The sequence below is a fragment of the Gordonia humi genome, from assembly GCF_014197435.1.
GTDB classification, from domain to species: domain Bacteria; phylum Actinomycetota; class Actinomycetes; order Mycobacteriales; family Mycobacteriaceae; genus Gordonia; species Gordonia humi.
Map to the genome: position 1 here is coordinate 843,975 of NZ_JACIFP010000001.1, position 17,913 is coordinate 861,887.

Consider the following 17,913-nt stretch of genomic DNA (forward strand, 5'->3'; position numbering starts at 1 on the left):
CATCCATACCGTACCGTATGGTATTGTCGCCGACGTGACGACCGAACCAGGTTCTGCGACTCGCCCGACGCCGACGGCCTTCCCGTACCGAGAGACGATGCGCCGCCCGTCCGTACGTCGCGCGCGACGCGTGGTCAAGCGCCTGACCGGCACGGACCTGTTCCCGACCGACGAACAGATCGAGGCCTTCTGCGGGGACATGTACGCCTCCGATCCGGTCGCCGAACGGTTCGTCGACGAGGTGTTCCACGGCGCCGTCGGGCCGGAGGCGGGTCGCGCCATGCTGAAGCAGGCGCTCGACCACGGCCTGGCGAGTGTCGACGAACCGCCGGAGGCGATGGCCGCGCTGTTCCGCGAGTTCGAGGACGTGCCCGACTGGGTCGACCCCGTGCTCGTCGAGGCGGGTGCGCAGGTGTGGCGGCGGTGGGGGACGTTCCTGTTCAGCGTCGCGGGCGGTGAGACGCTGGAGATGTACACCGAGGCCGCGGTCGCGACACCCCTGTCACTGGCAGGCGGTTACGCGGGAGACAACGCGCTGCGGCGCTTCCTGGAGACCGCGAAGTTCTGGATCGACGTCTCGCAGCCGGGCGCACTGCTGACCCCGGGCAGTCAGGGGCGCACCACGGCGATGATGGTCCGCGTGATGCACGTGTCGGTGCGGCGGGGCGTCGCCCGGCACCCCGAATGGGACGAGAGTCGGTGGGGCCATCCGATCAGCCAGGCCTACCAACTGTTGACGCTGGCCGGCGGCAGCGTGGTGCCGGCGTTGGCGCTGTGGGGTGTGGGGGTGCAGACCACTCGCCGAGAGATCAACGCGCTCATCCACTTTCAACGCTATATGGGCTATCTCCTCGGTATCCGGAACACGTGGTACCCGGAGACGATCGCCGACACGCTGCGACTGCTCGCGTTGGTCACGTTCTCGCGCAGCCACGATGCCGGGAGGCACGGCGCCGAACTCATCGAGTCGTTTCCGCGCGCGTTCGTGTCGCGTGAGGGTCATACCGGACCACAACGGGTGCGCGAACACTACAACGGGACAATCTACGCCGCGTACTCACGGATGTTCATGATCCCCACGACGTACGCGCGGTACGACATGCCGACCGCGTGGCCCGGGTTGGCCTGGATCCTGCTGCGGTACCCCGTCGTCTTCGCGATCGAGAGCCTTCGGCGCATCCCCGCCGTCGGTCGCGTCCACGAGCGGTGGATGACGGCGCATCGGGAGAACTGGTACTGGGCGCAGATGGCCGGGCGCGAGGCGGAGTTCGACGCATCGGGTGCGCTGCGTCGCTGACGTGTGTCCGATGCGCTGAGAGTGACTCATGCGACATGTCGGATGTTCGGATGAGTCGTCGCCGGGGACGATGCGGTCGCGGCAGGGTCTCAACCTGCTGTGGAGTGATTCCTCGGCGTGACGCAACGCAACACGCCGAGGAAGGCGAAAGTGGCGTCTGGGGAATTGTGAAATAACCCTTCACCTGCGAAGACGGGAGTCCTTCTCGGAGAATTCCCCAGAGTCTCCACAGGGGAGTGCACATGCGCTCCAGAGATTTCTGTCGTTGTCCACAGCTCATCAACAGTGTTATCCACAGCGCGCATTTGGCTGTTCGGACGCATGGCCCTAACCTCTGGGAAGGTTTCAGTTCGCTCGCGCGTAGCTGAATACGATGTGGACAGCGGTCTGACGGCCGGCGGCAATGAGCGCACGGGGGAGATGCGGGTGACGGCACCGGAGGATCAGGGTTCCGAGCCGGAAGAGCGGACTGCTCCACCGCGAGAGGACTACGGTCGTCAGCCCCCGCAGGACCTGCAAGCCGAACAGTCCGTGCTGGGCGGCATGCTGCTGTCGAAGGACGCCGTCGCCGACGTCCTCGAACGCATTCGCCCCGGCGACTTCTACAAGCCCGCGCACCAGGCCGTCTACGACGCGATCCTGGAGCTCTACGGACGTGGTGAGCCCGCCGACGCCGTCACCGTCGCCGCCGAACTCGAACGTCGCGGTGACCTCCGCAAGGTCGGTGGCGCGCCGTACATCCACACGCTGATCTCGACGGTGCCGACAGCGGCCAACGCCGGATACTACGCGGAGATCGTCGGTGAGAAGGCGATCCTGCGTCGTCTTGTGGAGGCGGGCACCCGCATAGTCCAGTACGGCTACGCGGGCGACGGCGGTCAAGACGTCGCCGAGGTGGTCGACCGCGCGCAGGCCGAGGTGTACGAGGTCACCGAGCGGCGGACGGCCGAAGACTATGTGGTCCTGGAAGAACTGCTGCAGCCCACACTCGACGAGCTCGACTCGATCGCCTCGCGCGGCGGCCTGTCGCTCGGCGTGCCGACGGGATTCGCCGACTTCGACAAGCTGACGAACGGCCTGCATCCGGGGCAGATGATCATCGTCGCCGCGCGTCCCGGTATGGGTAAGGCGCTCGCGCTCGACACGCCGCTGCCGACACCCGACGGCTGGACCACGATGGGCAAGGTCGCCGTGGGCGATCGCCTGTTCGGCCCGGACGGTCGTCCGACGAAGGTCGTCGCCGCGACCGAGGTGATGACTCAGCGTCCGTGCTTCGAGATCGAGTTCGACGACGGAAGCGCGCTCGTCGCCGATCAACGACACCAGTGGGTGGCCGAGATCGATGGTCGCCGGACGGTCGTGACCACCGACGAACTGCAGCTCTACGCCGGACGCGCGACAGTCGAGAACGCCGAGCCGCTGCGGTTGGCGCACCGTCCGTTCGCGTACGGCCCGTACACGGTGGGCGCCCTCGCCGGGATGGCGTACGACGATCCGGAGATCGCGCTGCGGATCGAGGCCGAGGGGCCCGTCGATGTGATGACGTTGATGGCCGACCTCGGCGGTCGGATCCCGCGCGAGTACCTACGCGGATCGATCGGTCAGCGTCGTGCGTTACTGGCGGGGATCCTCGACTCGCGTGCGCGGGTCGACGACGACGGCTGGATCACCGTGCCCGCCGCGACGAACCACATGTCGGGGATCGTCGGCGATCTCGCCGCGGGTCTCGGCTACACCTTCCGTCGCGCCAGCAGCGGCTGGATCCGCCTCGCGGCGTCCGATGACGTGTTCACCGTCCACGACAAGATGCAGCGGCACAAGGAGTTGCGGACGCAGGTGCGGTCGCGGCTGGTGGTGTCGGTGCGATCGGTGGCGAGCGTGCCGGTGCGCTGCGTCCAGGTCGACGGTCCCGATCACCTGTACCTGGCGGGCGAGGCGATGGTGCCGACCCACAATTCGACACTGGCGATGGACTGGCTGCGGTCGGCATCGATCCACAACGGCCTGACCTCGGTCATGTTCTCGCTGGAGATGAGCAAGACCGAGATCGTCATGCGGCTGCTCTCGGCGGAGGCGCGTGTGAAGCTCGGCGACATGCGGTCGGGCAACATGTCCGACGACGACTGGAGCCGCCTGGCTCGTCGCATGGGCGAGATCACCGAGGCGCCGCTGTTCATCGACGACTCGCCGAACCTGACGATGATGGAGATCCGCGCCAAGGCGCGGCGCCTGAAGCAGCGTCACGACCTGCGCCTGGTGGTCATCGACTACATGCAGCTGATGACCTCGGGTAAGAAGGTCGAATCGCGTCAGCAGGAGGTCTCGGAGTTCTCCCGATCGATCAAGCTGCTGGCCAAGGAACTCGAGGTCCCCGTCGTCGCGATCAGTCAGCTGAACCGTGGTCCCGAGCAGCGAACGGACAAGCGTCCACAGGTGTCTGACCTGCGTGAATCGGGGTCTTTGGAGCAGGATGCGGATATGGTCATCCTGCTGCACCGTCCCGACGCGGTGGAGCGCGACGACCCGCGCGCAGGTGAGGCCGACATCATCGTCGGCAAGCACCGTAACGGTCCGACGGCGACGATCACCGTCGCGCACCAGTTGCATCTCTCGAAGTTCGTGGACATGGCGCGGGGCTGAGGGAGCGGAGCCGTTGTAGGTTCCGCTGAGGTTTGTCAGTTTCCGGGTTGGCTGTCAGTGGATTTGGCAGTAAACGGGGTGTTTCGGGGCCAGTTCTTTGAAGCGGTGTCCCTTGAGGTGGGCGCCGACGTCGTCGACCGTGTGGATTGCGAGGGCGCGGCAAATCTCGACATCGTCGTGCATTTGGCGAATGGTCGCACCATCGGCATTGAAGCCAAGGTGAATCACCAGCTCGCTGAGGAGCAGTTTGAGAAGGAACTGGAAGCGGTGGACGAGCTCGTCTTGCTTGTTCTCCACGAGAGCGTTGCGGAGCGTTTTGCGAGCAGAGTGTGTGTGGTGACCTGGGAATGGTTGCTGTACTGCTTCACGCGATTCGCGTCTGCGTTTGGAGGACGTTCTGGCCCTGCCGGCGCAGAAGGTGGCTGTCGAGCGTGCGTTACGGCCGATCAAGAACTCGCTCGCCGAGCGTTTCGGTGCCGGTTGGACCTGCGAGGTCAATCGCGACCGCTACCGGTTGCGTGCCGGTCGTACACGGAATGGTCTCAGCGGTGTCGGAAAGAACAAGTCGGGGCTGGTGAAGAAGTTCCTGCCCGGTGACGAATGGTTGGCGCAGGGCTACTACGACTGGGCTCTCGGCCCGAAGTCGAAGCGGGTGAGCTGGAAGCGCTCGCGGACGCGGCACAGGCGTTGTTCACGGCGTGGTACGACGCCGGCTCGGTCGGGTGACTGGCCGAGCCGGCGCGTCGGGCTACAGACTGTCCACGATTTTGACCGTTTCGACGGCGACGGTGGCATGACACCCCACCTGTCACCTATCCGGGCTCTTCGCAGTTAACCGGGCAGTTCCTTTAGCAGTGGAACTGGATGCGCGCCCGCCGTTGTTTGCGGGTGCAGTGGAATCGTATCCTGCGGCGTGAGTTCTCGATGTTGCGGAATCCGCAGGCCGATCGTTTCACCTGCTTGACCAGCCGGTTGGTGCCTTCGGTGGCGGCGTTGGTGACCTGGGTGCGGATGAACGCGCAGATCCCGGGCCACCATGTTTCGATGGTACGGGCCAGTGTGTTGGCTTCGGGAACGTTGACCTGCGCACACAGGTCCAGGAACCGGTAGAGGCGTTCGCGGATCTGGCTATCGTCGACGCGCGGCCGACTCCGCGCCATCGCCAACAAGGCCCGGAGTTCCTCTTTGACGATGTACGCGGCGAAGATCTCGTTGCCCGGATCGTGCGCTCGCAGATCGGCGATCATCTTCTGATACTTGTTGTCCGACAACCGTTCTCGACCCATCAACAGTCTGCGGCGGTTGGCCCATTCCGGGTCCGTCGACCGGCCACGACGACCACGTCGGTCCCACGTGACCCGCCGACGGACCTTCGTGACCATCGCGTTGGCCAACTGCACGAGGTGGAAGTGATCGACGACCAGTTGCGCGTTCGGTAACGCGACCGCGACGGCCGCGGCATACGACGCGGCCGGATCGATCGCCACGTACTCGATCGCATCCCGAAACGGGGCCGGCTGCGCGGCCAGCCAGTCGATCACCACCGCACTGGTACGGCCGGTGACCTGCCCCAACAGTCCCTGATCGCCCGCCAGATCGACGAACCCGGTATCCCACGGATCGATCCGCACCCACCGACCATCACCGCCGCGGACCCACCTCGGTTTCCCACGGCGAGTCTCGTCGATCCCCAGCACCGACGTCGGGGCCGGATCGGTCAACGCCGTGGCGGCGATGTCGACGAACGCGCCGTGCGCGGTATGCCACGACACGCCGTGCCCGGCAGCGACCTCGGCGACCGACCGAGCGGCATCGCCGATCGCCCGCCCGATCGTCTCCCGCAACCGGGTCGTGGTCCGCCGACGACGCGGGACCTGCCCGATCGCTTCGGTGAACGACCCACGCGCGCACTCTGAGTTCACGCACCGCCACCGAATCTTGTTCCACCGCACCATGATCGGAGCATCCCCGTAGCCGATGTCGCGGGGCGTGCAGACGACCCGCTCCTTCACCGACGTCGACCGGACACCGCACCCCGGGCAGCACGAGGCCGCCGGATCACTGGTACCGACATCGACGATCCGCGTTCGCCCGTCCGGCCCGCCGACACTGACCCCGACGACCTCGACGCCTTCCAACCCCAACAACAACGACATACCATGATCCACGGCCCCTGTTCCTCCGGTGCTCTGACTGTCTTGACAACATCCAGAATCACCGAGGCCAGGGGCCGCTCACGTCAACGACACGCCAAGCGCCTGACCAGGCATTGCCCGGTTAACTGCGAAGAGCCCCTATCCGTGTAGCAGACCCCATCGTTCCCGGAGGTCTTCGCTCACCTCAGCCGTTCACAACGTGTCGGGGAAGAACATCTAGCGCTTGTCATTCCGCCTCTTGCCTTGTCGCCTCACAACGCTTAATCTTAACTCCATTCACTAATTGATGAGGCATACCTAACTAACTGAGTGGAGGCGGCTGTGACCGAAGCATCGTCTGAGGTGGACGATCACAAACGGCAACAGAAGGCCGGGGCTCGCGCGTTGTCGCGTCTGCTCGAGCCGGTGTCGACGGCGTTGGCCGTCGGCCGGGTGCTGTCCGCGGTATCCGCGGTCCTCGCCGTCGTCCCCTACATCGCACTCGTGCACATCGGCGACGCATTGATCACCGGCGGCGGAATCGACGACGACGCGGTCGGGCGCTGGCTCGCGATCCTGCTCGCGACGTTCGGGGCCCGCCTGTTCATCTACTTCATCGCGCTGTTCGTGACGCACTTGGCTGACATCAAAGTCGGTCACCTCATCCGCGAGCAGATCGTCGACCGATTGGCGCGGGTCCCGCTCACCTGGTTCACGTCGACCAACTCCGGGCGCGTTCGCAAGGCGCTGCAGGACGACATCGGAACCGTTCACCAGCTGATTGCGCATCAGCCCGTCGAGGGCACCTCCGCGATCGTCATGCCCCTCGCACTGATGGTGTACGCATTCGTCGTCGACTGGCGTCTCGGGCTCCTGTCGATCGCGACGATTCCCCTGTACATCGCCGCGATGGCGGCCACGATGCGCGGAATGGGTGAGATGACGGTGAAGATGGACCACCGGCTCTCCGCGGTCTCGGCCCGCATGGTCGAGTTCGTGACCGGCATCGCGGTCGTCAAAGCGTTCGGTCGGGTGGGCCGCGCGCATCACAACTATCAGCACGCCGCCGACGACTTCTACGAGTTCTACGCCGACTGGGTGAAGCCGCTGGTCAAAGTCTCCGCGCTCGGGATGTCGATCCTGGCGATCCCGCTGCTGCTGCTCATCAACATCGGAGGCGGCGCCGCGCTGGTGCACGCCGGCGTCGTGTCCCCGGCCGACGTCCTCGCGACGGCGCTGATCGCGCTGCTGATCCCGTACTCGCTGGAGACCGTCATGAGTTCGACGTGGTCGCGCCAGATCGCCGGTGCCTCCGCGCTCCGACTGCAGGACCTCATCGAGACACCGGCGCTGCCCGACGACGCCGCGAACCCGACCGGGCCGGAGTCGTTCGACGTGGAGTTCGACCATGTCAGTTACACGTACCCGGGTGCCGACGTCCGCGCCGTCGACGACGTCAGTCTCACGCTGCGCCAAGGCACGGTCACCGCGCTCATCGGTGCGTCCGGCTCGGGCAAGTCGACGATCGCGACACTCCTCGCCAGGTTCGACGACCCGTCGTCCGGCGCCATACGGATCGGCGGAGTCCCGGTGACCGAGATCGACGATCTGTACGACAAGGTGGGGTTCGTCCTGCAGGATCCACAACTGCTGTCGATCAGCATCCGCGACAACATCGCCCTCGGCAGACCGGATGCGACGCGGGAGCAGATCCGCCACGCCGCGCGGTCGGCGCAGATTCTCGACGAGATCGATGCTCTCCCGGACGGGTTCGACACCGTCTACGGCGCGGGCACCGGGCTGTCCGGAGGTCAGGCGCAGCGGGTGGCCATCGCGCGCGCACTGCTCGTCGACGCACCGGTCCTGATCCTCGACGAGGCGACGGCCCTCGCCGACCCGGAAGCCCAGCATGAGATCCAGCAGGCGTTGTCTGCATTGGCGGTCGGTCGTACCGTCCTGGTGATCGCGCATCGGCCGGAGGCGATCATGGGCGTCGACCAGATCGTCATCCTCGACGCCGGACGGGTCGACGCCGTCGGCACCCATGACGAACTGTCGACCCACCCCGCGTACGCCCGACTGTGGAGCGACTCGCTGACCACTGGAAGTGGAGGACACCGATGAGCACGCTTCCGTTGGCGGACATCGTTCCGCGTTCGAAGAAGATGCTGTCCCGGCCGGCCGAACTGGACACCGTGATCGGAGTGTCCGCCCTCGCCGGCCTCGTCGAAGGACTCGCTCTCGCCGCGTTGCTCCCCACGATCACCGCGCTGGCCGAGTCCGACGCGGTGTGGGGTCTGCGGCTCTCCGGCTGGCTGTGGGTCCTCGGGGGACTGTCCGTGGTGAGTTTCGTCATCAACTACGTGTCGGCGCGCCGCTCGTACGATGTGGCGCTCGACTTTCTGCGGAGCATCCACCGCATCTTCGGCGATCAGGTGGCGAAGCAGCCGCTGGGTTGGTTCGCGCGGCCGGTGGCGGGCGCGCTTTCCCGTCTGGTCTCGACGGAGTTGATGATGGCGGGCGAGATCCTCGCCCACATGATCAGTCCCCTCGTCTCGAGGGCCACCGCCGCGCTCGTGATCATCGTCGCGGCATGGGTGTGGTCGCCACTCCTCGGTCTGGTGCTGACCTGCGCGATCCCGGTGTTCGTCCTGATCACTCTGGTGTCGGCGGCATTTGTTCGCCGGGGCCGGACGATCCACGAGCCGGCCGAGGTCGACCTCGCGAACCGGATCGTCGAGTACGCCCAGTCCCAGGGCGCACTGCGTTCGTGCGGTCGCAGCGGCGACTTCGAACCGCTGACCGACGCCATGGCGCGAGCCCGGGCGAAGAAGAAGAGCGCGCTCCTGATCGAGACGCTCGGCCTGCTGCTGTCCGGAATGGTCACACAGGGTGTGATCGTGGTGCTGATCAGCGTCGCCGGATCGCTCGCCGTCGCGGGCACCCTGGAGCCGATTCCGGCTCTGGCGTTCATCGGTCTCGCGCTCCGATTCACCTCGACGTTGTCGGCCATCACCGACGCCGCGATGTCGCTGGAGTCCCGCCGCCCGCTGCTGGACCAGCTCGACGAGGTCCTCGATGCGACGCCGCTGCCTGCCCCGGACTCGCCCGCCGACCTGAGTGCGCCGGGTGCCGTGGCACTGACGAATGTGACGTTCGGATACGGAACCGGCGAGCCGGTGCTCCGCGACGTCTCGATCGACGTCCCCGCGGGATCGATGGTCGCGCTCGTCGGACCGTCCGGCAGCGGTAAGACGACGGTCGCGAAGCTCGTGAGCCGCTTCTACGACGTCGACGCGGGCCGAGTCCTCGTCGGCGGCGTCCCGGTCACCGAGCAGACCACCGAGCAGCTGATGGCCCAGTTGTCGATCGTGTTCCAAGACGTCTACCTGTTCGACGACACGCTGCTGGCCAACATCGCCGTCGGACGCGAGGGGGCTTCCGAGGACGAGGTCCTCAACGCGGCACGGACCGCCGGTGTCGCCGAGATCGCCCACCGCTTGCCCGGCGGATGGGACTCGAACGTCGGCGAGGGCGGACGTGCGTTGTCCGGAGGCGAACGACAGCGGGTCGCGATCGCCCGAGCTCTGCTGAAGAAGGCGCCGATCGTTCTGCTCGACGAGGCCACGTCGGCGCTCGACGTCGAGAACGAGGCGAACATCGTCGCCGCCATCGACGAGTTGCGAACTCAGGCGACGGTGTTGGTCATCGCGCATCGTCTCGACACGATCGCCAGAGCCGACTCCATCGTCGCCCTGACCGATGCCGGCGAGGTCGAGGCGATCGGTACGCACGACGAACTGGTCGCGGCCGGCGGAACGTACGCGTCGTACTGGACCCGCCTGAGTCGGGCGCAGGGGTGGCAGTTGACGAACCGGCCGACGGGCTAGCGTTGACACTGTGGAGGAGAGTCGACGACAGGACCGGACGGGTCGCCGGGCCGGCCGCAAACCGGTGTTCACCGCGTCCGATGTCGTGAACGCCGCGATCGCCGAGGGGGTGGACACCTTCACGCTCTCGGCGGTGGCCGAGCGGCTCGGCGTCGCCACCCCCGCCGTCTACCGGCTGTACCGGTCGCGCGACGACATCGTCGTCGCCGCCCTCGACCTGATCGCGTCGTCGTTCCGCCTTCCCGACGAGGGCGCCTCGTGGCGCGAGGTCCTGCGCCTGTGGGCGGACGAGACCTGGCGGATCTGCGAGACGTACAAGGGCATCAACCGCGTCGTCTACTCGAATCCGACGGCGTTCACGCACATCGAGGACGTGATCGGCGCCTACGCCGACGCGCTCGGCACCAGCGGCAAGACGCCGGGCCAGGCGCTCTTCGCCCTCGACTTCATCGGCGATACAGTGATGGCGTCCCACCTGGGAGTCGAAACGATGCGAGCGGTCGACGCCACCAACACGACCGGCCTCGAGCGGGCCCGCGCCGGGACATCCGACGACGCGGTGATGAAACCCGACGAGGAGTGGACAGACGGAGCGTTCATGAACGCCAAAGTCGAGTTTCTCATCGCCGCGCTGGGCCACGACTGGCCGGAGGCGCCGACGGCGGGATGAGCGCTCGGGCGGCGGTGAACGTGGGCCTGCTCGCCCACGCTCGCGGTCGCCCGGTGTACGTCGTCGGTCGGTTCTGACGCGCTGGGCAGCAGCGGCGGCCCCGCACCCGATGCGCCGGACGGTGGCACACTCGATGATGTCGATGTCCGTTCGCGTGAGAGGTGCCCGTCCAGTGATCGCAACCATCAACCCCGCCACCGGCGAGACGGTCCAGACCTTCGACCCGGCGACCGCCGAGGAGATCGAGAGCGCGATCGCCCTCGCGGCGGCGAGAGCGAAGACCTACCGCACGACGACGTTCGCGCAGCGCGCCGAGTGGATGCGTGCCGTTGCCGACTTGTTGGAGGCCGAGGCCGACGACGTCGCGGCGATGATGACCCTTGAGATGGGGAAGACCCTGTCGGCCGCGAAAGGCGAAGCACTCAAGTGCGCCAAGGGATTCCGCTTCTACGCCGAGCACGCCGAGGCGATGCTGGCCGACGAGGCGACCGACCCGGCGGCGGTCGACGCGAGCGCGGCGTACGCGCGTTATCAGCCGCTCGGCGTCGTACTGGCCGTGATGCCGTGGAACTTCCCGCTCTGGCAGGCCGTGCGCTTCGCCGCCCCGGCGCTCATGGCGGGCAACGTTGGACTGCTCAAGCACGCGTCGAACGTACCGCAGTCGGCGCTGTATCTCGCCGACCTCATCCGCCGCGGCGGCTTCCCCGACGGTTGTTTCCAGACACTTCTGATCCCTTCGGGTGCGGTGGAGTCCGTGCTGCGTGATCCACGCGTGGCAGCGGCGACGCTCACCGGCAGCGAACCTGCGGGACGGTCGGTCGCCGCGATCGCCGGCGACGAGGTGAAGCACACCGTGCTCGAACTCGGCGGCAGCGATCCGTTCGTGGTCATGCCGTCCGCCGACATCGATGCCGCCGTGAAGACCGCGGTGACCGCCCGTGTGCAGAACAACGGGCAGTCGTGCATCGCGGCCAAGCGGTTCATCGTCCACACCGACGTGTACGACGAGTTCGCGACGAAGTTCGTCGACGCGATGGCCGCACTGACCGTCGGCAACCCGACCGATCCGTCGACCGATATCGGTCCGCTCGCCACCGAACAGGGCCGGGTTGACGTCGAGGAGCTCGTCGCCGACGCCACCGCGAACGGTGCGCAGATCCTGTGCGGCGGAACGCGACTGGACGGTCCGGGCTGGTACTACCCGGCGACCGTCGTCTCCGAGATCACCCCGTCGGCCAAGATGTACACCGAGGAGGTGTTCGGGCCGGTCGCCGGCCTGTACCGCGCCGCGGACATCGATGAGGCGATCGAGATCGCCAACGCCACCAGCTTCGGCCTCGGATCCAACGCATGGACGACCGACGACGCCGAGATCGATCGCTTCATCGCAGACCTGGAGGCGGGTGGCGTGTTTGTCAACGGTATGACCGTGTCCTATCCCGAGCTGCCGTTCGGAGGCGTCAGACGGTCCGGGACCGGGCGCGAGCTGTCCGCACACGGCATCCGCGAGTTCTGCAACATCAAGACGGTGTGGATCGGGTAGACGTCGGGTCTGTCGCTGCGGCGTAACACCTGGTACTAAGGGTTACATGAGCAGTGACGCGATGGCCTGGACCTCGAGCGATCTTCCCTCCTTCAGCGGTCGAACGGTGGTGGTGACGGGGTCCAACAGTGGTCTCGGCCTCGTCGCGGCCACCCATTTCGCGCGGGTCGGAGCGAAAGTGGTTCTCGCCGTGCGCAATACCGCGAAAGGCGAACGCGCGGCGACATCGATCGCCGGGGACACCGAAGTGCGGCGGCTCGACCTCGCCGACCTCGATTCGGTACGGACGTTCGCCGACGGCTGGTCGGGCGACATCGACGTCCTCGTGAACAACGCCGGTCTGATGCATGTGCCGGAGGGACGGACGGCCGACGGCTTCGAGACCCAGATCGGGACGAACCATCTGGGACACTTCGCCCTGACCAATCTGCTGCTGCCGCACGTCACCGACCGCATCGTCACGATGTCGTCGATGATGCACCGCGCCGGACGCATCTCGTTGGACGATCTGAACTGGGAGCGTCGCACCTACAACCGCGTCGCCGCGTACGGGCAGTCGAAGCTCGCCAACCTCATGTTCTCGTTGGAACTGCAGCGTCGGCTCACCGCCTCGGGGTCGACGGTCCGTTCGCTGGCCGCTCACCCGGGCTATGCGTCGACCAACCTGCAGACCCGCACGAACAACGCGGTCCTCGACTGGGGCGGGCGCATCGGCAACAAGGTGATCGCGCAGTCGGCCGAGGCGGGCACCTGGCCGATGCTCTTCGCCGCGAGCCAGGATCTGCCGGGTGGATCCTATGTCGGTCCGGACGCGTTCAACGAGGTCCGCGGACATCCGGCGCTCGCCGGTCGTACGGCTCGGGCCAGTGACCTGGGCATGTGTGAGAAGTTGTGGGATCTGTCGGCGGAGTTGACCGCGGTCGGGTTCGGGGGTTAGGGGACTCCCGTATCGCGCCCGGGTGTGCTGATCAGGAGGGCGGGAACTGCGGTCTTTCAGTGACCGTGTAGAGAGGCGACGCCGGATCGTTGTGCTGCGGGGTCTGTGAGGGCCGGGTCGTCGTGCGGACGACGGTGCCCGGGGTGGATTCGAAGTCGATTCGGCGATTCCGCCTACGTCGATTTTAGTATGATAAATACTGAACGTGTGGTCGATTTCGCCGTGAACGGATTCAGTGGAACGAAGTTGACCGGCGCGCGATTGCGGATCGCGGTGGCCGTCGTGTGTGCGACGGGCATGATCGTCGCGGTGATGCAGACCGTCATCGTTCCGTTGATCTCGGATCTGCCGGCGATGCTGCACACGTCGGGAACGGGCGCCTCTTGGGCGCTGACGATCACTCTCCTCGTCGCCGCGCTTACAACGCCCATTGCGGGGCGGCTCGGCGACATGTACGGAAAGCGTCGGGTGATGGTTCTGGAGATGGCGTGCGTGGCGGTCGGCTCCGCGATCTGCGCTGTGGTGTCGACGATCGTCCCGTTCGTAGTCGGTCGCGGGCTGCAGGGGGCCGGGATCGGCGTCATCGCCGTCGGCATCAGTATTCTGCGCGACATCGCGCCGGCCACCAGGCTGGGCGCCTCGGTGGGGGTGTTGAACGCGTCGATCGGCGTCGGCGGCGCGCTGGGGCTTCCGGTCGCGGCGGTGATCGCAGAACACCTGAGCTGGCGGGCTTTGTTCTGGACGTGCGGAGTCGTCGCAGCGTCGGCGTTCGCCGCCCTGCTGCTCCTCGTGCCCGAGAGCAGTGTACGGACCGGTGGGAAGTTCGACATAGTGGGCGCGATCGGTTTCGGCGCCGCCTTCACCTGTCTGCTCGTGCCGCTCGCGCAAGGAGCCCAGTGGGCGTGGACCTCGCCGGTCACCGTTGGATTCCTCGCCGCGTTCGTCGTCATCGGAGGTGCGTGGTGGCAGTGGGAGAAGCGGGCGAGCAGTCCACTCATCGACCTGTCGATCGTCGTGCAGAAGCCCATCATGCTGACAAATCTGGTGTCCGCTGCCACGGGTTTCGCGTTCTATGCGTTTCAGATCGCGCCGATCCAGCTGCTCATGGCGCCGCCCGAGGCGCCAGGCGGCGTCGGCCTAAGCATGGTGCTCGCCAGCCTGGTGATGACACCTGTCGGAGTCGTCATGTTCGTTTCGTCGTCGACGAACGGCCGGGTCCTGGCCCGCTTCGGGCCGCGTCGACCGATATTCGTCGGCATGGCGGTGGTCTCCGCCGGTTATCTGGTGTTCCTTGCTGCGCTCGTCGGGAAGTGGCATGTCGGCGCGGTGTCGGTCATGGTCGCCGGGGCGCTGATCGGTGCGGGGCTCGGAACGGTGTTCTCGTCGATGCCCGCACTGATCATGCAGTTGGTGCCGCAGACGCAGACCGGCGAGGCCAACGGGGTCAACGCCCTCCTGCGGAACATCGGCACGTCGTCGTCCACGGCCGTGGTCGGTATGGTGCTCACCGCTTCCACGGTCACCGTCCGTTGGTCCGGCGGCGAGGTCGAGCATCCGACAACGGGTGCGTTCACCGCGGCCGCGATCATCGTGCTCGCTGTTTGTGCGGCGGCCTTCGCCTGTGCGGTCGCGATCCCGAGGTCGCGCGTCTTCTAGCCGAAGTCGGGGATGTCCGCGACCGTCTGCGTGAAGACCGGGTCGCGCTTGTCCAGGAATGCGGCGACGCCCTCTTTCCCGTCGCCGACCGACGCGTGCCACATGGCGAGGCTGTCGCGACGGTGCGCGTCGATCGGATGAGACGAGCCGACGCCCGCATAGAGCAGGCGACGCGCCATAGCCAACGCGGCGGACGACCTGTTCACGATGAACGAGCGCGCCATCGCGTGGGCCGCGGGCAGCAGATCGTCCGGGGAGTGCACCGACAGCACGAGACCAGCGTCGAGCGAGGTCTGTGCGTCGATGATGTCGGCCGAGTACACCAGCTGGAACGCCTTCTGCAGACCGACTAGACGAGGGAGGAAGAACGAGGAGGCCGCCTCGGGGACGATGCCGAGCCGCTCGAACACGAAGCCGATGCGCGCCGCCTCCGACGCCAGTCGTATATCCATCGCCAGGGTCATCGTGGCGCCGATACCGACCGCTGCGCCGTTGATCGCGGCGATCACCGGTTTGTCGCACTCGTGGATCGCGAGGGTCACCTTGCCCCCGGTGTCCCGAACGCCGTCCTGGAACGGCTGCTCGAGGAGCCGCTCGCGTATGTCCTCGGCGGTCGGTGCGGCGGTCTCGTCGAGTCCGAACACGTTGCCGTCGGCAGACAAGTCCATTCCAGCGCAGAATGCGCGGCCCTCGCCGGTCACCACGACGGCGCGAACGGCGTCGTCGGTGCGGACGCGGCGGAAGGCGCCCTCCAGTTCGCGTGCCATCGTCACCGAGAATGCGTTGAGGTGATCCGGGCGCGACAGGGTGAGGATCAGGACGCCGACCTCATCGACGTCCCACCGTAAAGTCTCGTATTGAGGCATGAGGGGTCCTTGACTCGTGATCTTCAATCAGACGATCGTCGCCGCGAGCCGCGAGGCAATGAGATCCTCGGCTTCCTCGACAATCGAGGCGACGATCTCCCGGCAGGTGGTCACCTCGCCGATCAGACCCTGTGGCTGGCCGACCCACCACATGCCGCCGTCCATGTCCCCGTCGGCGAGAACCACCTGTCGACCGCGTTCACCCGATGCGAGGTGCGCGATGTCGTCGAACGTCGAGTCCGGACGGCTCTCGATCTCGCGGATCTCGTCGGTCACTGCGTTCTTCGCCACGCGGGCGGTGTTGCGGAACTGGCGGAAGACGAGCGTGGTGTCGCGCTCAGTGTTCGCGACGATCTGGTCCTTCACGTTCTGGTGAACCTGCGCTTCGGCGCTCGCGACGAAGCGGGTGCCCATGTTGATCGCACTCGCACCGAGGGCCAACGCGGCGACCAGGTCCGCGCCGGTGGCGAATCCGCCCGAGGCTATCGTCACCACACCGACCCTGGCTGCGACGGCCGGAATCAGCACCAACCCGGGGATGTCGTCTTCTCCGGGGTGTCCGGCGCATTCGAATCCGTCGACAGAGACGGCGTCGACACCCATCCGCTCAGCCGACAGCGAGTGTCGGACGGCGACGGCCTTGTGGACTACCTTGATGCCTGCGGTTTTGAATGCGGCCACATGCTCGGCGGGATTCGCGCCGGCGGTCTCTACGATCGGCACGTCGTTGTCGATGATCACCTGGCGGTACTCGTCATCCGGGACCGGTTTCACAGTGGGCAGGATCGTGAGGTTGACGCCGAACGGGCGGGACGTGAGCTCGCGCGTCCGCCGGATCTCGTCATCGAGCGCCTGTGGTGTCGGCTGGGTCAGCGCGGTCAGGAACCCGAGGGCTCCGGCGTTCGCGACGGCCGAGATCAATGGGGCCGTTCCAACCCCCGTCATCCCGCCGCAGACGATCGGGTGCTCGATGCCGAACTCCTCGGTGAATCGGGTGCGCAACATACGGGTGGAGTCTCCTCTCGTCGGGGATTGGAACAGCTGTCGTCGAGCCCCAAGCTATGCCTTCGGCAGACGCGGGGTGCGGCGACGCTCCAGGCGGGCGAGCGTGCGGCGGTGAACAGCGTCGGGACCGTCGACGATGCGGAGTGCACGTGCCCAGGCGTAGAAGTACGCGAGGGGCGTGTCGTCGCTGATGCCTGCCGCGCCGAACACCTCGATGGCACGTTCGATTACCGCGCATGCCATCGCGGGTGCCGCAACCTTGATCTCGGCGACTTCGGCACGAGCCTTCGAGGCTCCACCTGCGTCGATCAGCGATGCGCAGCGGTAGACGAGCATGCGCGCCTGGTCGATCTCGATGCGAGACTGGGCGATCGCATCCTGCACGTTGGCGTGCTCGAACAGCGGCTTGCCGAATGCGACGCGGTGCTGTGCGCGGTCTACGAGCAGTTCGAGAGCACGTTCGGCCATGCCGATGGCACGCATCGCGTGGTGTACACGGCCGGGTCCGAGGCGAGCTTGTGAGATCAGGAAGCCGTCACCCTCGTTCGCCAGCAGGTTGGTGGCCGGAACACGGACGTCGGTGAACGAGATCTCCGAGTGGCCATGCTGATCCTGGTAGCCGAACAGTGGAAGGTGTCGCTCGATGACCATGCCCGGGGTGTCGCGTTCGACGAGCACCATCGACTGTTGGCGGTGCGGGTCGGCGTCGGCGTCGGTCTTGCCCATCACGATGAAGATCTCGCAGCGGCTGTCGGCAGCGCCGGTGATGAACCACTTGCGGCCGTTGATCACGTACTCGTCGCCGTCGCGGACGATACTCGTTTCGACATTGGTGGCATCCGAGGATGCGACGTCCGGCTCGGTCATCGCGAACGCCGAACGGATCCGGCCGTCCAAGAGCGGCGCCAGCCAACGCTCCCGCTGCTCGGGAGTCGCGAACAATTCGAGCGTCTCCATGTTTCCGGTGTCGGGCGCCTGACAGTTGATGGCCTCCGGGGCGATGACCGGGGACCAGCCGCTTATCTCGGCGATCGCCGCGTACTCGACGTTGGTCATGCCACCGTACTTGTGGTGGAAGAGATTCCACAGGCCGCGCTTGCGTGCCTCGGCCTTGAGCTCCTCCATCACCGGCGGATGCTCGTGTGGTCCGTGCTCGGCGAGATAGTCCGACCAGGTCTTCTCCGCGGGGAAGACATGCTCGGCCATGAAGTCCCACATTTTCTCCGACATCTCGGCGGCATGCGAGGACAACTCGAAATCCATGGTTCTCCTGT

14 protein-coding genes are annotated in these 17,913 nt (G+C 66.5%); 9 read left to right on the plus strand and 5 right to left on the minus strand.

Going from position 1 to position 17,913, the window contains the following annotated elements; all coding sequences use genetic code 11:
- Nucleotides 1–34 precede the first annotated feature (34 nt).
- Nucleotides 35–1,297 (plus strand): oxygenase MpaB family protein, encoded by a 1,263-nt coding sequence (locus BKA16_RS03805; RefSeq protein ID WP_387996267.1) that lies wholly within the window; start codon nucleotides 35–37, stop codon nucleotides 1,295–1,297.
- Between the two features lie 420 nt (nucleotides 1,298–1,717).
- Nucleotides 1,718–3,937: a replicative DNA helicase gene (gene dnaB, locus BKA16_RS03810; protein WP_183372878.1), complete on the plus strand. Its 2,220-nt coding sequence runs from the start codon at nucleotides 1,718–1,720 to the stop codon at nucleotides 3,935–3,937.
- Nucleotides 3,938–3,991: 54 nt separating this feature from the next.
- Here dnaB and BKA16_RS03815 read toward each other — a convergent pair whose 3' ends face one another.
- Nucleotides 3,992–4,234 (minus strand): hypothetical protein, encoded by a 243-nt coding sequence (locus BKA16_RS03815; protein ID WP_183369424.1) that lies wholly within the window; start codon nucleotides 4,232–4,234, stop codon nucleotides 3,992–3,994.
- 88 nt (nucleotides 4,235–4,322) lie between these two features.
- On the opposite strand from BKA16_RS03815, the gene BKA16_RS03820 reads away from it, so the two are divergent.
- Nucleotides 4,323–4,772: a hypothetical protein gene (locus tag BKA16_RS03820; RefSeq protein ID WP_183369425.1), complete on the plus strand. Its 450-nt coding sequence runs from the start codon at nucleotides 4,323–4,325 to the stop codon at nucleotides 4,770–4,772.
- 13 nt (nucleotides 4,773–4,785) lie between these two features.
- Here the strand turns inward: BKA16_RS03820 and BKA16_RS03825 are convergent, their stop codons facing one another.
- Complete coding sequence (locus BKA16_RS03825) at nucleotides 4,786–6,093, minus strand: ISL3 family transposase (RefSeq protein ID WP_183372879.1); 1,308 nt, start codon at nucleotides 6,091–6,093, stop codon at nucleotides 4,786–4,788.
- A 321-nt stretch (nucleotides 6,094–6,414) separates the two neighbouring features.
- On the opposite strand from BKA16_RS03825, the gene BKA16_RS03830 reads away from it, so the two are divergent.
- The 6 genes from BKA16_RS03830 to BKA16_RS03855 all read left to right on the plus strand — a co-directional run bounded on the left by BKA16_RS03830 (nucleotide 6,415) and on the right by BKA16_RS03855 (nucleotide 14,768).
- Nucleotides 6,415–8,196 (plus strand): ABC transporter ATP-binding protein, encoded by a 1,782-nt coding sequence (locus BKA16_RS03830; protein ID WP_343067269.1) that lies wholly within the window; start codon nucleotides 6,415–6,417, stop codon nucleotides 8,194–8,196.
- Nucleotides 8,193–9,962: an ABC transporter ATP-binding protein gene (locus tag BKA16_RS03835; protein ID WP_183369427.1), complete on the plus strand. Its 1,770-nt coding sequence runs from the start codon at nucleotides 8,193–8,195 to the stop codon at nucleotides 9,960–9,962. The genes BKA16_RS03830 and BKA16_RS03835 overlap by 4 nt, the downstream gene beginning before the upstream one ends.
- A gap of 10 nt (nucleotides 9,963–9,972) precedes the next feature.
- Complete coding sequence (locus BKA16_RS03840; protein WP_183369428.1) at nucleotides 9,973–10,632, plus strand: TetR family transcriptional regulator; 660 nt, start codon at nucleotides 9,973–9,975, stop codon at nucleotides 10,630–10,632.
- Between the two features lie 142 nt (nucleotides 10,633–10,774).
- On the plus strand, nucleotides 10,775–12,175 hold the full coding sequence (locus BKA16_RS03845; protein WP_183369429.1) for an NADP-dependent succinic semialdehyde dehydrogenase: 1,401 nt from the start codon (nucleotides 10,775–10,777) through the stop codon (nucleotides 12,173–12,175).
- Nucleotides 12,176–12,221: 46 nt separating this feature from the next.
- On the plus strand, nucleotides 12,222–13,112 hold the full coding sequence (locus tag BKA16_RS03850) for an oxidoreductase (protein ID WP_183369430.1): 891 nt from the start codon (nucleotides 12,222–12,224) through the stop codon (nucleotides 13,110–13,112).
- 207 nt (nucleotides 13,113–13,319) lie between these two features.
- Entirely contained in the window at nucleotides 13,320–14,768 is a 1,449-nt protein-coding gene (locus BKA16_RS03855; protein WP_343067270.1) for an MFS transporter, read from the plus strand.
- Here BKA16_RS03855 and BKA16_RS03860 read toward each other — a convergent pair.
- The 3 genes from BKA16_RS03860 to BKA16_RS03870 are packed head-to-tail and all read right to left on the minus strand — an operon-like array spanning nucleotide 14,765 to nucleotide 17,902.
- The gene (locus BKA16_RS03860; RefSeq protein ID WP_183369432.1) at nucleotides 14,765–15,634 is read right to left on the minus strand and encodes a crotonase/enoyl-CoA hydratase family protein; all 870 of its coding nucleotides are present in this window, start codon (nucleotides 15,632–15,634) and stop codon (nucleotides 14,765–14,767) included. The genes BKA16_RS03855 and BKA16_RS03860 overlap by 4 nt on opposite strands.
- Before the next feature lie 27 nt (nucleotides 15,635–15,661).
- Nucleotides 15,662–16,639: an NAD(P)H-dependent flavin oxidoreductase gene (locus BKA16_RS03865; protein WP_183369433.1), complete on the minus strand. Its 978-nt coding sequence runs from the start codon at nucleotides 16,637–16,639 to the stop codon at nucleotides 15,662–15,664.
- A gap of 54 nt (nucleotides 16,640–16,693) precedes the next feature.
- Nucleotides 16,694–17,902, minus strand: a complete 1,209-nt coding sequence (locus BKA16_RS03870; RefSeq protein ID WP_183369434.1) for an acyl-CoA dehydrogenase family protein — start codon at nucleotides 17,900–17,902, stop codon at nucleotides 16,694–16,696.
- Nucleotides 17,903–17,913 lie beyond the last annotated feature (11 nt).